Source organism: Blautia sp. CAG:257 (assembly GCF_000433815.1).
In the GTDB taxonomy this organism is placed as follows: domain Bacteria; phylum Bacillota; class Clostridia; order Lachnospirales; family Lachnospiraceae; genus Blautia_A; species Blautia_A caecimuris.
On sequence record NZ_HF999112.1, the window covers coordinates 264 to 14,892 of the forward strand.

Annotated in this window: 14 protein-coding genes; 12 read left to right on the top strand and 2 right to left on the bottom strand. The window is 42.6% G+C overall.

What is annotated here, in order from left to right:
- Positions 1 to 54: 54 nt before the first annotated feature.
- Positions 55 to 339 (bottom strand): spore coat protein CotJB, encoded by a 285-nt coding sequence (locus QVP40_RS12250; protein WP_022068677.1) that lies wholly within the window; start codon positions 337 to 339, stop codon positions 55 to 57.
- Positions 336 to 659 carry a spore coat associated protein CotJA gene (locus QVP40_RS12255; RefSeq protein WP_022068678.1) on the bottom strand — a complete coding sequence of 108 codons (324 nt, stop codon included), beginning with the start codon at positions 657 to 659 and terminating at the stop codon, positions 336 to 338. Before QVP40_RS12255 ends, QVP40_RS12250 begins: the two co-directional genes overlap by 4 nt.
- Before the next feature lie 224 nt (positions 660 to 883).
- Here QVP40_RS12255 and QVP40_RS12260 point away from each other — a divergent pair, with 224 nt between their 5' ends.
- From QVP40_RS12260 to QVP40_RS12315, 12 genes are all read left to right on the top strand, one after another.
- Complete coding sequence (locus tag QVP40_RS12260; protein WP_022068679.1) at positions 884 to 1,858, top strand: hypothetical protein; 975 nt, start codon at positions 884 to 886, stop codon at positions 1,856 to 1,858.
- Between the two features lie 67 nt (positions 1,859 to 1,925).
- A complete protein-coding gene (locus QVP40_RS12265; protein WP_022068680.1) occupies positions 1,926 to 2,408 on the top strand; it encodes a hypothetical protein in 483 nt (160 codons plus the stop codon).
- Positions 2,409 to 2,599: 191 nt separating this feature from the next.
- The gene (locus QVP40_RS12270) at positions 2,600 to 3,469 is read left to right on the top strand and encodes an EamA family transporter (RefSeq protein WP_022068681.1); all 870 of its coding nucleotides are present in this window, start codon (positions 2,600 to 2,602) and stop codon (positions 3,467 to 3,469) included.
- 260 nt (positions 3,470 to 3,729) lie between these two features.
- Complete coding sequence (gene uvrB / locus QVP40_RS12275) at positions 3,730 to 5,712, top strand: excinuclease ABC subunit UvrB (protein ID WP_022068682.1); 1,983 nt, start codon at positions 3,730 to 3,732, stop codon at positions 5,710 to 5,712.
- 251 nt (positions 5,713 to 5,963) lie between these two features.
- The gene (locus QVP40_RS12280) at positions 5,964 to 7,043 is read left to right on the top strand and encodes a GGDEF domain-containing protein (RefSeq protein WP_022068683.1); all 1,080 of its coding nucleotides are present in this window, start codon (positions 5,964 to 5,966) and stop codon (positions 7,041 to 7,043) included.
- A 51-nt stretch (positions 7,044 to 7,094) separates the two neighbouring features.
- The gene (locus QVP40_RS12285) at positions 7,095 to 7,712 is read left to right on the top strand and encodes a sensor domain-containing diguanylate cyclase (protein ID WP_288200554.1); all 618 of its coding nucleotides are present in this window, start codon (positions 7,095 to 7,097) and stop codon (positions 7,710 to 7,712) included.
- Positions 7,685 to 8,515, top strand: a complete 831-nt coding sequence (locus QVP40_RS12290; RefSeq protein WP_022068685.1) for an EAL domain-containing protein — start codon at positions 7,685 to 7,687, stop codon at positions 8,513 to 8,515. The genes QVP40_RS12285 and QVP40_RS12290 overlap by 28 nt, the downstream gene beginning before the upstream one ends.
- Before the next feature lie 406 nt (positions 8,516 to 8,921).
- A complete protein-coding gene (gene hrcA, locus QVP40_RS12295) occupies positions 8,922 to 9,992 on the top strand; it encodes a heat-inducible transcriptional repressor HrcA (protein WP_022068686.1) in 1,071 nt (356 codons plus the stop codon).
- A gap of 18 nt (positions 9,993 to 10,010) precedes the next feature.
- Positions 10,011 to 10,640, top strand: coding sequence for a nucleotide exchange factor GrpE (gene grpE / locus QVP40_RS12300; protein ID WP_022068687.1), 630 nt, complete (start codon positions 10,011 to 10,013; stop codon positions 10,638 to 10,640).
- 184 nt (positions 10,641 to 10,824) lie between these two features.
- Entirely contained in the window at positions 10,825 to 12,705 is a 1,881-nt protein-coding gene (gene dnaK / locus QVP40_RS12305; RefSeq protein WP_022068688.1) for a molecular chaperone DnaK, read from the top strand.
- 24 nt (positions 12,706 to 12,729) lie between these two features.
- A complete protein-coding gene (gene dnaJ, locus QVP40_RS12310; protein WP_022068689.1) occupies positions 12,730 to 13,911 on the top strand; it encodes a molecular chaperone DnaJ in 1,182 nt (393 codons plus the stop codon).
- Positions 13,912 to 14,063: 152 nt separating this feature from the next.
- Positions 14,064 to 14,629, top strand: a 566-nt coding sequence (locus QVP40_RS12315) for a 50S ribosomal protein L11 methyltransferase (RefSeq protein WP_288200555.1), incomplete at its 3' end; no start/stop codon positions are given.

Consider the following 14,629-nt stretch of genomic DNA (forward strand, 5'->3'; position numbering starts at 1 on the left):
AGGGGTTTTAATGTTGATGGGATACTGCAATCTTTTTTCATAATTCCACATAAGCTATCTGCATCCTCCTTCCGTTTCCCATGGGAATGGCTGTTCCATCCATTTCCAGGTGTTTCCGTCCGATTCCAGAGCATCATCAACTGTAAGAGGTCCATAACACTGAGCGTATTCTTTCATCAGTTTTTTTCGCTCTGCTGCATATTCACGGTAAAGTGCCATGCCTTTTTCACAGCAGGGATGTGTGTCCAGATAAAGAAGAATATCATTGACTGCAAAGCTGACTTCATTGATTTTCTGAAGAAGCTGCGCTTTGGACCCTGAAGAATTCTGATACATCATCTCAGTCCACCTCTCTTTCCGCAAAATGGTTTACAAAGCTGCGGGAAAATAGTTCCCACATTCAGAGCATAACAGAGATCATAGGTGGTAGTAAGCTGTTGGCAGGGTACATAGGCCATAGCAGGTTCCAGATGATCCGCATGAGTATACATTTCCGGGTTTATTGTAACTGTATTGGGCATACGGCAGGCACAGGAGTGATTTTTGTGCTGCTCTGTACACGGACAGGAAGAAGTCCTGCCAGCCATCTGCGCTTTTGCCATACCGCAGGTTGCATGATATGGACGTGCGCAGGAACGGTTCATATGATAATTTTCCATGAACAAGTCCTTTCTGATAAATTAAGATACTCTATATTTTATGTCATAAAAACGGAAGTGTGCGAATAGGAGGATCTGCTGATTTGAAATTTCAAATTCCGGTGTAAAATTAAATTCCGCATGCCCTGGGTAACAGGAAGATTTCGTTAAAATCCATTGCCTAAATCATTCAAAAAATGATACAATAAAAGCAGAGATTTTATCATTTTTCAAGGAGACGGATCATGATTTTAACAGAAGAAAAAACATATACAATGTCCCTGGAGCAGGAGGATTGCGGAAGCACCACAGGCTTGGTAAATAAAAATACAGAACTGGTATTTTCTAACAGGGAGCTGCTGCATTCAGTGATTACCTGTGGGATGCCGGTTCAGAGGATAACAGCATCCTTTTTATCAAAAAAGAAACTGGAGCTTACCTATAAGATGTTCCTTGTGGAAACAGCTCTTGATATAGAAGGCGACCGACTGAAAAAGGCAAAGAGAATTGCTTATCTGGATTCTTCAGAGAAGAGTGTGATGTCCTATTATATGGGGATGTTCCTTACTAAACTCATCAGCGGAAGGCTTTACGGAGCTGATTATCTGACGCATCTGAATCTGATCAGAAGTGTTGATCACAAAGAATTTATTGATTTTTTTAACAGTGAATGGCGTCAGGATATGATCGGTCTGAGCATACCTGAAAATCAATGGAGTGTGTGGGAAGCAAAGGGAGGAAGCAACAGAAGAGAGCAGGCACTGAAAAAAGGAAGTCAGCAGATTTCAGATATAGAATCTGTAAATGGAAATGTGCCTGATCCGGCGGCTGTGTGTATGACTTATTACGATCACAGCTATCTTTGCGGCGTGGTCCGTCAGCCGGAAAATGATCAGAAAGCGAAAAAAGAGTGTATCAGATTTTGTGAGGAAGATTTTTTCAGAGCTTATTATCAGCCTCTTTGTGAGCTGTTTTTGGAACAGGGAGACGGGCTTAGGATTTGTGGGAAAAATGCAGAGATTTCTCTGGCAGTTCCTTATTTTTCTGAGACAGAATTTATGGAAGAAGAGCGGAGAGTTCGTGTGGGCATGCCGAGAAAGCTTCTGTATTGTCTGATGGAGAATGAGTATGAGAACTTTTGGCAAAAAAGAAGTGATCTGTTGGATTCCGAATATCCGGACGATGCTTTTGTGGGGACAGACGGCATTTATATCAGGTAGGAAAACTTTGGAAAAGAAGTAACAGAATCGTCTGTTCTTTCATAAAATAAATAAAAAAGGTTTTGGCATGACATTTTCCTCTTATGAAAAGGTAACTGGAGTAATCCGGGATATCAGGAGCGGAGGTTCCTGCTGCTCGTTTCTGATTTCTGTTGATACCGACGGAGAAATTGTGAATTTTGTGGTGTCAGGTGACACCATTGTTGTGGATAACATCAGGCTCAGGCGAGGGATGAAGGTAGCTGCTTTTTATGATACCAGTCTTCCCGCACCGGCTATTTTTCCACCTCAGTATCAGGCGGAACTGGTGACTGCATTAAGAGCCGGCCAGGATGTTACACTGAAATTTTTTGACGATACGTTGACTGCAGAAGACGGATCATTGAAATTAAATATTTCTCCGGTCACAAATATACGCACCTTAAATGGACAGCGTTTTATGTGTACTCCGGAAGGGCAGGATCTGCTGGTTTATTATAGTTCTGCTACAAAAAGTATCCCTCCGCAGACTGCTCCTCAAAGAATTATCGTGATGTGTCCGGTACAGTAGTTCATGAAAAAGCACAGGAGTTTTTCTGTGCTTTTTCATTTACAAAACCTGGGACGGATATTTTTGAGTACATAAAAGAAAATGATCAAGGCGCATGTTTTTGTGTAGTCCCGGTACATATTACAGAGCTCTTATAATTAATCCTTGATCAGACAATGAATATGGCAGAACGAAAGCTAAAGGAGGCAGTTATGTGGATTTTTTATGCGATAGGTTCTTCGTTTTTTGCGGGAATCACAGCAATTCTGGCAAAATGCGGAATACAGAAAACAGATTCCGATGTGGCTACGGCTATCCGTACAGTTGTTGTACTGATATTTTCCTGGCTGATGGTTCTGGTCACAGGCGCCGGGAGCGGGATTGGAGAAATAAGTGCACGGACAATGGTATTTCTGGTATTGTCCGGGCTTTCTACAGGTGCTTCCTGGCTGTGTTATTTCCATGCATTACAGAAAGGCGATATTAATAAGGTTGTACCTGTAGATAAATCCAGCACAATTCTTACTATACTTCTGGCGTTGATCTTTTTGGACGAGGGACTGACATGGGGAAAAGCGGCAGCCGTTGTACTGATTGCAGCGGGGATTATGCTGATGATTTCCCGAAAAGAAACACAACCGACACAGGAAAAAGAGAAGCATGGAAGCTGGCTGCTTTACGCAGTTTTATCAGCAGTGTTTGCAAGCCTTACTTCAATCCTTGGGAAAATTGGAATCCAGGATATTGACTCCAATCTGGGAACCGCTATTCGCACAACAGTGGTGTTGATTATGGCCTGGCTGATGGTTTTTATAACCGGAAAACAGTATCAGATAAGGAAAACTGAAAAAAGAGAGCTTGTTTTTATTATCCTGTCCGGTTTTGCAACAGGGGCCTCCTGGCTTTGCTACTATCATGCTTTACAGCAGGGACCGGCAAGTGTGGTTGTTGCTGTGGATAAATTAAGTATTCTTGTTACCATTGCATTTTCGTGGATTGTATTCCATGAGAAACTTACCAAAAAAGCAGCGCTGGGCGTGGCGTGTATGACTGTGGGGACTCTTCTTCTGGCAGTTATGTGAGAGAACATGAGGCAGGATGTTTCGTGCAGAAATGGAAGTTATATGACCGTCAATAAGAAAAAATCTTTTTGAATTTTTGTTTGAGATTTTGAACGGGGCATTTAACGAAGATAAAAAGAGTCATGAGAAAAGTACAGAACAGATATTCGGTTTGTTCTGTACTTTTTTTACCCTGAATGGTATACTGGAAGAGTGATCATAATAAGTACATCAGGAGCATTATTTACATATATCTAAGGTTAAATTTAAAGGAGAACTGCATGGATCATTTTGAATTACACTCTGAATATACCCCTACCGGCGATCAGCCCCAGGCGATTGCCAAACTGGTAAAAGGATTTAAGGAAGGCAATCAGTTTGAAACCCTGCTTGGCGTTACCGGATCAGGTAAAACCTTTACCATGGCCAATGTAATTAAGGAATTGAATAAGCCTACGCTTGTGCTGGCACACAATAAAACCCTGGCAGCACAGTTATATGGAGAGTTCAAAGAATTCTTTCCGAACAACGCAGTGGAATATTTCGTGAGCTATTACGATTACTATCAGCCGGAGGCCTATGTTCCTTCCACTGATACCTACATTGCCAAGGATGCGTCCACCAATGACGAGATTGATAAGATGCGTCTTTCCGCTACTGCGGCTCTCTGTGAGCGGAGAGATGTGATTGTGGTGTCTTCGGTATCCTGTATTTACGGTCTTGGTGCGCCCCAGGAGTTTTTTGACATGATGATTTCTCTGCGGCCCGGCATGGAAAAAGACAGAGACGAGGTTATCCGGCAGCTGATCGACATTCAGTACACAAGGAATGAGATGGATTTTCACCGGGGTACCTTCCGGGTGAAAGGTGATGTGCTGGAGATTTTTCCGGCCAATGCTACGGACCGGGCCGTCCGTGTGGAGTTTTTTGGAGATGAAATTGAGCGGATCACGGAAATTGATGTACTTACCGGTGAGATTAAAAATGAAGAGAGCCATGTGGGAATTTTTCCTGCATCTCATTATGTTGTGCCCCAGGAGCAGATCAAAAGGGCAGCGGATGCCATTCTTGCAGAAATGAAGGAACAGGTAGATTATTTTAAAGGTGAGGACAAGCTCATTGAGGCTCAGAGAATAGCGGAGCGAACTAATTTTGACGTGGAAATGATGAAGGAGACTGGTTTTTGTTCCGGAATCGAGAATTATTCCAGACATCTGACGGGACTGGCCCCGGGACAACCGCCTTATACGCTGATGGATTATTTTAAGGATGATTTTCTTCTTATTATTGATGAGTCTCATAAAACAGTCTCTCAGGTAGGTGGAATGTATGCAGGTGATCAGAGCCGCAAGCAGACGCTGGTTGATTATGGGTTCCGTCTGCCGTCAGCCAAGGACAACCGTCCTTTAAGCTTTGATGAGTTTGAAGGAAAGCTGGACCAGGTGATGTTTGTATCAGCAACACCGGGGCAATATGAGGCTGAACATGAGCTGCTTCGGGCAGAGCAGATCATCCGTCCTACAGGGCTTCTTGATCCGAAGGTGGAGGTTCGTCCGGTAGAGGGACAGATTGATGACCTGATCAGTGAGGTAAATAAAGAAGTTGAAAAGGGTCACAAAATTCTGATTACAACTCTGACCAAGCGTATGGCAGAGGATCTGACTGCCTATATGAAGGATGTGGGAATCCGTGTACGATATCTTCACTCTGACATTGATACACTGGAGCGAGCGGAAATTATCCGTGATATGCGTTTGGATGTATTTGATGTTCTGGTGGGAATTAACCTTCTCAGGGAGGGACTGGACATTCCCGAGATTACGCTGGTGGCAATCCTGGATGCAGATAAAGAGGGATTTCTCCGTTCGGAAGTCTCCTTGATCCAGACCATCGGCCGCGCGGCACGAAACAGTGAAGGCCATGTGATCATGTATGCGGACGTTATGACGGATTCCATGAAAAAAGCCATTCAGGAAACTGAGCGCCGGCGAAGTATTCAGGAGGCTTATAATAAAGAACATGGAATTACACCAACAACTATTAAGAAGGCAGTTCGTGACCTGATCACAGTTTCCAAAGCAGTTGCAGAGACAGAAGTGAAGCTGAAAAAAGATCCGGAGTCCATGAGCCGTAAGGAGCTGATGAAGCTGATCGCCCAGGTAGAAAAGCAGATGCGTGCGGCAGCAGCAGATCTGAATTTCGAGCAGGCGGCGGAGTTGAGGGATAAGATGCTGGAGCTGAAAAAGAATCTTCAGGAAGTATAGCTATAAGTATTTGTAAATAAAAGAACGTACCTGTTGAAAAAGGTGAAATTCATGTTCTGATTTGCGGAAAAAAGTGGAATTATGTGGGATTTTGTGACAGGGGGCAGAATATGTGATATACTGAATGACAGTAAACAAATTGGCTGAATTATTTGTTTAATGGAAAATGAGGGCTGTGAGACTGCCTGCAATCAGAATTCTATGGTATTACCGGAGATAAGAAGGCAGTCTCTAAAGGAGAGAAAAAGAAAATGGAAATGAAAGAAATTCTGAATCATATGCAGGCAAATATCTATATTACAGATGTGGAAAATAATGAAATCCTGTTTATGAATCAGAAAATGAAAAAGGACTATGGATTTCAGAATCCGGAAGGAATGAAGTGCTGGGAAGTATTTCAGGTGGGAAAAAAAGAACGGTGTGAATTTTGTAAGATACCGGAGCTTTTGAAATCGAAAGATCCTGCATCCTGTATTACCTGGGAAGAAAACAATACAAAGCTGGGAAGAGTATTTGAGAATCATGACAGCCTGATTGTATGGAAAGGGAAAAAAGCTCATATGCAGCAGGCCTATGATATTACAGAAATGCTTCAGCTTACAGAACGTGCAGCCAGAGATTCTCTTTGTAATGTGTGGAACAGAGCAAGCGGAAAGAAGATGCTGGAAGAAAAAATGGAGAAGCTGGACAGCGGACAGTCCTGTGTGCTGGTTTTAATAGACATTGATGAACTGAAAACAGTAAATGAATGTTTTGGGTTTGCAGAGGGAGATGTGGTTCTTCAAAAAATAAGTGAATTCCTGAACAGTCAGCTGGAATCACCGGATTTTATGTTCCGTATAAGTGGGGATGAATTTGCTCTTGCATTTTTTGGAAAAAGTGTAAAAACTGTCTCGAAAAAAATCTTAGAATGGCGCAGCAGAATAGAAAGATACGGACAGGAAAAAGGAAGACCTTATTCTGTTTCATTTTCTTATGGGCTCAGTCATACAAATGGCGGAAGTAAGTGTACAGTGGATGAACTTCTGGATCAGGCAGATGAAAAAATGTATGAAGAAAAATTAAGGCATTATAAAAATAATGTTCTTGCCTGTGAGGAAGAAATTTCTCTGAGTAAGCAAAGCGGAAAAACAAGCATGGACTATCCTGCAGAGTATCTTTATGAGGCAATTGTACACAGTACGGATGACTATCTTTATGTATGTAATATGAAAACAGGGGTTTTTCAATATACGTCTGCTTTGATTGATGAGTTTGATCTTCCGGGAGAAGTAATAGAATCTCCCATTGGATACTGGAGAAAGATTGTTCATCCGGATGACTGGAATTGATTTTATAAATCAAATATGGAAATCGGTGAAAACAGAAGAGATGCCCATTATGTGGAATTTCGTGCGAAACAGAGAAGCGGAAAATACGTATGGATGAGATGCCGTGGATATCTTACACGAGATGAATGTGGGATACCGGTTATATTTGCCGGAATCATGCATAAAATGGACGGACAGAATAAGGTGGATCCCCTTACACAGCTTTTTAATCACAGGATGTTTATGAAAAGAATCAGAAAGTACATAGAAAAAAGTCAGGAAGAGAAAATTGCAGTTGCTATTTTGGACGTGGATAATTTCCGGCAGATCAATGAACTTTACAGCAGAAAATTCGGAGACAGGATTTTATGTACAATAGCTTATAATATACAGGTATTGCTACCTGATAATGCAAGGCTGTTTCGATTGGATAATGACCGCCTGGGATTTCTTATGAGAGATGCGGGAAAAAAAGAAGTAAATCAATTTTTTTCAAGAATACAAAAAAGATTCAGTGCTCTTCAGGAATGGAAAAAAGAGAAACTTGAAATTCATCTGTCAGCAGGCTGTGCTTTTTTTCTGATAGCGGCCAGACGGCAGATGAATTGTATCTGCATGCAGACTATGCCCTACAGTATGCAAAAGAACAGGGAAAAGACAGAATGGTCATATTCACAGAAGAGATCCTGAATCAAAAAAGTCATATGCTGGAACTTCTTAAAGTGCTGAGAGATGCAATGAATCATGAGTTTCGTGGATTTTATCTGGACTATCAGCCTCAGGTAAACGGCAGAACAAAAGCGCTGACCGGTGTAGAAGCTCTGGTACGTTTTTGTGATGAGAAGGGAAACCGTATTTCACCAGTGGAATTCATTCCGGTTATGGAAAAAGAAGGAATGATTTATGAAATGGGGAGATGGGTACTGAGACAGGCAATCCGGGATGCAGGAGAATGGATCAGGATCAAGCCGGATTTTGATATTAGTGTAAATGCTTCAGCTCTTGAGATGATGAATGACCAGTATATAGAAGATGTAGAAAAAATTCTGGAAGAGGAAAAATTTCCTGCAAAGAATCTTGTAATTGAACTGACAGAAAGCAGTGCAGTGCAAAGAATGGATATTTTCAGAAATAAATATAAAAAACTTCGGGAAATGGGAATCCGTATTGCGATGGACGATTTTGGTACAGGGTATTCTTCTTTAGAATTTTTGAAAAATGCTCCGATTGATCTGGTTAAAATTGACAGGAGCTTTCTGAAAGATATTTTATACAGCCGATTTGATTCTGCCTTTATCACTTTTATAGTGGAAATCTGCCATGATGTAAATATTAAAGTCTGTCAGGAAGGTGTGGAAACACTGGAAGAATATGAAATGCTGAAAAAAATGGAACTTGATTGTATTCAGGGATATTATTTTGGAAAACCTATGAGCAAAAATGCCATAAGAAATAAAATTTCAGCGGAATGTCAGACGGAAGGAAACGATTAAGGTTTTAGAAACGCTGAAAATGAACTTTCTGATGCAGAAACTGCAAAACAGAAGTATTTGAAGCTTTACCACTGCAACAGCAGTTATCTGTTTCTTATTCCGGACTGTAAACTGATGATTCCTTCAAAGACAGTGACGGTTTAAAAGCTTGAAAAATGGAGTCAGAACAGGGAATCGGGTAAGACTGGAGAAAGTTATAATATACAGCGCCTGTAAGTTCCTTGTTATATGAATGCAGATATTTCAGATCCGTATTCTCTGGAATGTCTGTATTTTTTGTATACAAAAGATTTTTATAAAAATATCTCTTATCTCTTGACAAAATATTTTAACGGTGCTATCTTAACAATGTAGATGTTAGCACTCCTTGATATTGAGTGCTAATAAAAGGAAAGGAGCTGAGGGCGTGGAAGATATTTTGACTGATCGTAAGAAGAAGATTTTAAAAGCGATCATCAAGACCTATATGGAAACAGGGGAGCCGGTGGGATCCCGGACAATTTCCAAGTATACAGATCTTAATGTCAGCTCAGCAACAATCCGAAATGAAATGTCTGACCTGACAGATTTAGGCTATATTGTGCAGCCTCATACCTCTGCCGGAAGAATTCCTTCAGATAAAGGGTATCGGCTGTATGTGGATGAGCTGATGCAGGAAAAGGAAGATGAGATTGAAGAGATACGAAATCTGATGATTGAGAAAACAGACAAGATGGAAAAGGTCCTGAAAAAAGTGGCCAGAGTTCTTGCCTGCAATACCAATTACGCAACAATGATCTCAGTTCCCCAGTACAGCGGAAGTAAGCTGAAATTTATCCAGCTTTCCAGAGTAAATGAGCTTCAGCTGGTAGCAGTAGTTGTCTGTGAGGGAAATGTCATCCGGAACCAGATCATAGATCTTGATGAGGAAATGGATGACGAGACAATTTTAAAACTGAATCTTCTTCTGAATACAAATCTCAACGGGCTTCCGATTCAGGATATTAATCTGGGAATGATTGCAAGACTGAAGGAACAGGCGGGAATCCACAGCGGGCTGGTTGCCACTGTATTGGACGCAGTAGCGGCTACCATACATGTGGATGAAGAGGATCTGGAAATCTATACGTCAGGTGCTACGAACTTCTTCAAGTATCCGGAATTATCAGATAAAGAAAAAGCAACAGGACTGATCTCCGCCTTTGAAGAAAAACAGCAGCTTGCAGACCTTGTAAAGGAAAGCATGGCAGATGCGGACAATACAGGGGTTCAGGTGTATATCGGAGATGAACTTTCGATTCCGACCATGAAGGACTGCAGTGTTGTAACAGCTACTTATGAGCTTGGTCAGGGGCTGCATGGTACCATCGGTATTGTAGGACCGAAACGAATGGATTATGAAAATGTTGTTAATAATCTGAAGACCCTGAAGGTTGAATTAGATCAGGTATTTGGAAAAAATAAAAAAGAAAATGGTGACAGCCAGCAGGCAGGATAGAAAGGTGGTAGAGAACGCGTGGCAGAAGAAAAGAAGAACGCAGCTGAAGTACAGGAAGACACAGAAAAAGAAATTTCTGAAAATGAGACTGTAACAGAAGCTCAGGAAGATTCACCGGAAGCCACAGCCGGAGAGAATACCGCAGAGGGAAGCGAAGCTTCCGCGGATGAAAAAACTGAGGGAAAGACCAAAACCTCTTTCTTTGGAAAAAAGAAAAAGGATAAAAAAGATCAGCAGATCGAGGAGCTGACTGACAGGCTGAAACGCAGCATGGCAGAGTTTGATAATTTCCGTAAACGTACAGAAAAAGAAAAATCCAGTATGTATGTGATCGGAGCAAAAGAGATCATTGAAAACATGCTTCCGGTAGTTGATAACTTTGAAAGAGGTCTTGCACAGGCTCAGGAAGGAGATGCTTTTGCAGACGGCATGAAGATGATCTACAAACAGCTTATGACAACACTTGAGGGACTTGGCGTGGAAGCGATTGAGGCTGTCGGCAAAGAATTTGATCCGGATTTCCATAATGCAGTAATGCATGTGGAAGATGAGAAAGCCGGAGACAATATGGTTGTGGAAGAGCTTCAGAAAGGCTACACCTATAAAGGATTTGTAGTTCGTCACAGTATGGTAAAGGTTGCCAATTGACCTAGAGCACTTAATGAAAACAAGCCGTATGGCGCAGGTTGAATTTAGTGCGAAGGTCGCACGAAGGAACTTAATGAATCTGACCGCAGGGAAGGATGAATTTAGTGAATCGGGCATCCTTAGATAATAAGTAGTCATGGATATAGAGACAAAGAATGAAAATAAATCAGGAGGAAAAATTATCATGGGAAAAATTATTGGTATTGACTTAGGAACAACAAACAGTTGTGTGGCAGTTATGGAAGGTGGCCAGCCCACCGTTATCGCAAATACAGAGGGTGCAAGAACTACACCATCCGTAGTAGCTTTTACAAAAACAGGAGAGCGTCTGGTAGGTGAGCCTGCAAAACGTCAGGCAGTTACCAACGCAGAAAAAACAATCTCCTCCATTAAGAGAGAGATGGGTTCTGATTATCGTGTAACAATTGACGACAAGAAATATTCTCCGCAGGAAATTTCCGCTATGATTCTTCAGAAGCTGAAAAAAGATGCAGAGGGATATCTTGGCGAGACTGTAACAGAAGCAGTTATCACAGTTCCGGCTTACTTTAATGACGCTCAGCGTCAGGCAACCAAGGATGCAGGTAAGATTGCAGGTCTTGATGTAAAACGTATCATCAACGAGCCGACAGCAGCAGCTCTTGCATATGGTCTTGACAATGAAAAAGAACAGAAGATCATGGTATATGACCTTGGCGGCGGTACTTTCGATGTTTCCATCATTGAAATCGGCGATGGTGTTATCGAGGTTCTTTCCACAGCAGGAAACAACCGCCTTGGTGGTGACGACTTTGACCAGAAGATCACAGACTATATGCTTGCAGAGTTCAAGAGAACTGAGGGCGTAGATCTTTCCAGCGACAAGATGGCTCTCCAGAGACTGAAAGAAGCTGCTGAAAAAGCAAAGAAAGAGCTTTCTTCTGCAACAACTACAAACATCAACCTTCCGTTCATCACTGCAACAGCAGAGGGACCGAAGCATTTTGATATGAACCTTACAAGAGCAAAATTTGATGAGCTCACACATGATCTTGTTGAAAAAACAGCAGAGCCGGTACGTCGTGCACTGTCTGATGCAGGCATCACAGCTTCCGAACTTGGCCAGGTACTTCTGGTAGGTGGATCTACACGTATCCCGGCTGTACAGGATAAAGTAAAACAGCTCACAGGCAAAGAGCCAAGCAAATCTCTGAACCCGGATGAGTGCGTTGCACTTGGCGCTTCCGTACAGGGTGGTAAGCTTGCAGGAGATGCAGGCGCAGGCGATATCCTTCTTCTGGATGTTACTCCTCTGTCTCTTTCTATCGAGACAATGGGTGGAATCGCAACACGTCTGATCGAGAGAAATACAACAATTCCTACAAAGAAGAGCCAGATCTTCTCCACAGCAGCAGACAACCAGACTGCTGTAGATATCAATGTTGTACAGGGTGAGCGTCAGTTCGCAAGAGATAACAAATCTCTTGGCCAGTTCCGTCTGGACGGAATCCCGCCAGCACGTCGTGGTGTTCCGCAGATCGAGGTTACTTTTGATATTGATGCCAACGGTATTGTAAATGTTTCGGCAAAAGATCTTGGAACAGGAAAAGAGCAGCACATTACTATTACAGCAGGCTCCAACATGTCTGATTCCGAAATTGACAAGGCTGTAAAAGAAGCAGCAGAGTTTGAGGCTCAGGACAAGAAACGTAAAGAGGCAATTGATACAAGAAATAATGCAGATTCCATGGTATTCCAGGTTGAGAATGCCCTGAAAGAAGCAGGCGATAAAATTGATGCAAATGACAAAGCAGCAGTTGAGACAGACCTCAACGCACTGAAAGATCTTCTTGCACAGACTGCAAATGCTGAGATGACAGACGCACAGGTAGCTGATATCAAGGCTGCACAGGAAAAAATGATGGAAAGCGCTCAGAAGCTGTTTGCAAAAATGTATGAGCAGACACAGCAGGGCGGAGGCCAGGCAGGCCCGGACATGGGCAACATGGGCGGCGGAGCTTCCCAGGGCGGAAACGAAGCCGGATATGGCGATGATGTAGTAGACGCAGACTATAAAGAAGTCTGATAGAAAGCACAGGAAAGAGAAACGATGGCTGATAAAAGAGATTACTATGAAGTCCTGGGCGTTGCAAAAAATGCCAGTGACGCGGAACTGAAAAGAGCATATCGAAAGTTAGCCAAAAAGTATCACCCGGATGTAAATCCGGGTGATAAAGAAGCAGAGGCGAAATTTAAAGAGGCTACGGAAGCATATGGCATTTTAAGCGATCCGGACAAAAGAAAACAGTACGACCAGTTCGGTCATGCAGCTTTTGAAAATGGCGGCGGCGGTGCCGGAGGATTCGGCGGATTTGATTTTAACGGCGCTGATATGGGCGATATTTTCGGTGATATTTTCGGTGACCTGTTTGGCGGCGGAAGCAGAAGACGTGCAAACAATGGACCGATGAGAGGCGCAAACCTTCGTGCAAGAGTGAATATCACTTTTGAGGAAGCGGTATTTGGCTGTGAAAAAGAGCTGGAAATCGTTCTGAAGGATGAATGTACGGATTGTCACGGAACAGGAGCAAAACCCGGAACTCAGCCTGTAACCTGTCCGAAATGTAATGGAGAAGGACAGATTGTATATACTCAGCAGTCCATGTTCGGTATGGTGCGTAATGTCCAGACCTGTCCGGAATGCGGCGGTACAGGAAAAGTAATCAAAGAAAAATGTACTTCCTGCCGTGGAGCCGGATATACATCTTCCAGAAAGAAGATTCAGGTATCCATTCCTGCTGGTATTGACAATGGACAGAGCATCCGTATTCGTGAAAAAGGAGAACCGGGCACAAACGGCGGCCCAAGAGGCGACCTTCTTGTGGAGGTAAATATTGCCCGCCATCCTATTTTCCAGAGACAGGATATGAATATTTTCTCTTCTGCGCCTATTACCTATGCGCAGGCTGCTCTTGGCGGAGAGGTTCATATCAATACAGTGGATGGAGACGTTGTTTATGATGTGAAGCCGGGAACTCAGACTGATACCCGCATCCGTCTGAAAGGCAAGGGTGTTCCTTCTCTGAGAAACAAGAATGTCCGTGGAGATCATTATGTGACTCTGGTTGTTCAGGTTCCTACAAACCTGAATGAAGAGGCAAAGGAAGCTCTCCGCAAGTTTGACGAGGCCTGTGGAAACAGACCGTCAGAGACAAACAGCGAAGGCACAGAGAAACATGAAAAGAAGAAAAAAAGCTTTATGGATAAGCTGAAAGAGACTTTTGAAGATTAATAAATCTTTTAAAGAAAAGAGGGAAACCTCTTTTCTTTTTTTGTTCTTTCGTGTATGATAAAGTGCGAGGTATTATAAGTATAACAAAGTATCAGCCGGAAGCCCGGCAGATCATAGAAACATATATTTTATGATAAAACAGGAGATTTGTTATGAAGTGGAAAAAGTTTAAAATAAAAACCAGAACCGAGGCAGAGGATATCATTATCAGCACTTTATATGATATTGGCCTGGAAGGTGCGCAGATTGAGGATAATGTACCTCTTACTGCGCTGGAAAAGGAGCAGATGTTTGTGGATATCCTTCCTCAGATGCAGGAGGATGACGGAACTGCATATCTGAGCTTTTTTGTGGAGGAAGCAGAGGACGGAAAACTTCTGAAAAACGGCCAGGAGACAGATGCAGAATCCATTCTGAAAGAAGTAAAAGAAGAGCTGGAAGCTTTAAGAGCTTTTCTGGATATCGGAGAGGGCAGCATTGAGGTTGACGAGACAGAGGATATTGACTGGATCAACAACTGGAAACAGTATTTTAAACAGTTTTATGTGGATGATATTCTGATCGTTCCCTCCTGGGAGGAAGTAAAGGCAGAGGATCAGGATAAAATGATCCTTCACATTGACCCGGGAACAGCCTTTGGAACCGGTATGCATGAGACTACTCAGCTTGTGATCCGCCAGCTGAAAAAATATGTAAAAGAGGGCTGTGAGCTTCTGGA

Bases quoted from the DNA above. Each gene is read 5' to 3' on its own strand.
- QVP40_RS12280 (WP_022068683.1), top strand. From the start codon at position 5,964: ATGGAAATGAAAGAAATTCTGAATCATATGCAGGCAAATATCTATATT.
- dnaJ (WP_022068689.1), top strand. From the start codon at position 12,730: ATGGCTGATAAAAGAGATTACTATGAAGTCCTGGGCGTTGCAAAAAAT.
- QVP40_RS12250 (WP_022068677.1), bottom strand. From the start codon at position 339: ATGATGTATCAGAATTCTTCAGGGTCCAAAGCGCAGCTTCTTCAGAAA.
- QVP40_RS12255 (WP_022068678.1), bottom strand. From the start codon at position 659: ATGGAAAATTATCATATGAACCGTTCCTGCGCACGTCCATATCATGCA.
- QVP40_RS12265 (WP_022068680.1), top strand. From the start codon at position 1,926: ATGACATTTTCCTCTTATGAAAAGGTAACTGGAGTAATCCGGGATATC.
- uvrB (WP_022068682.1), top strand. From the start codon at position 3,730: ATGGATCATTTTGAATTACACTCTGAATATACCCCTACCGGCGATCAG.
- QVP40_RS12270 (WP_022068681.1), top strand. From the start codon at position 2,600: ATGTGGATTTTTTATGCGATAGGTTCTTCGTTTTTTGCGGGAATCACA.
- QVP40_RS12290 (WP_022068685.1), top strand. From the start codon at position 7,685: ATGGTCATATTCACAGAAGAGATCCTGAATCAAAAAAGTCATATGCTG.
- dnaK (WP_022068688.1), top strand. From the start codon at position 10,825: ATGGGAAAAATTATTGGTATTGACTTAGGAACAACAAACAGTTGTGTG.
- QVP40_RS12260 (WP_022068679.1), top strand. From the start codon at position 884: ATGATTTTAACAGAAGAAAAAACATATACAATGTCCCTGGAGCAGGAG.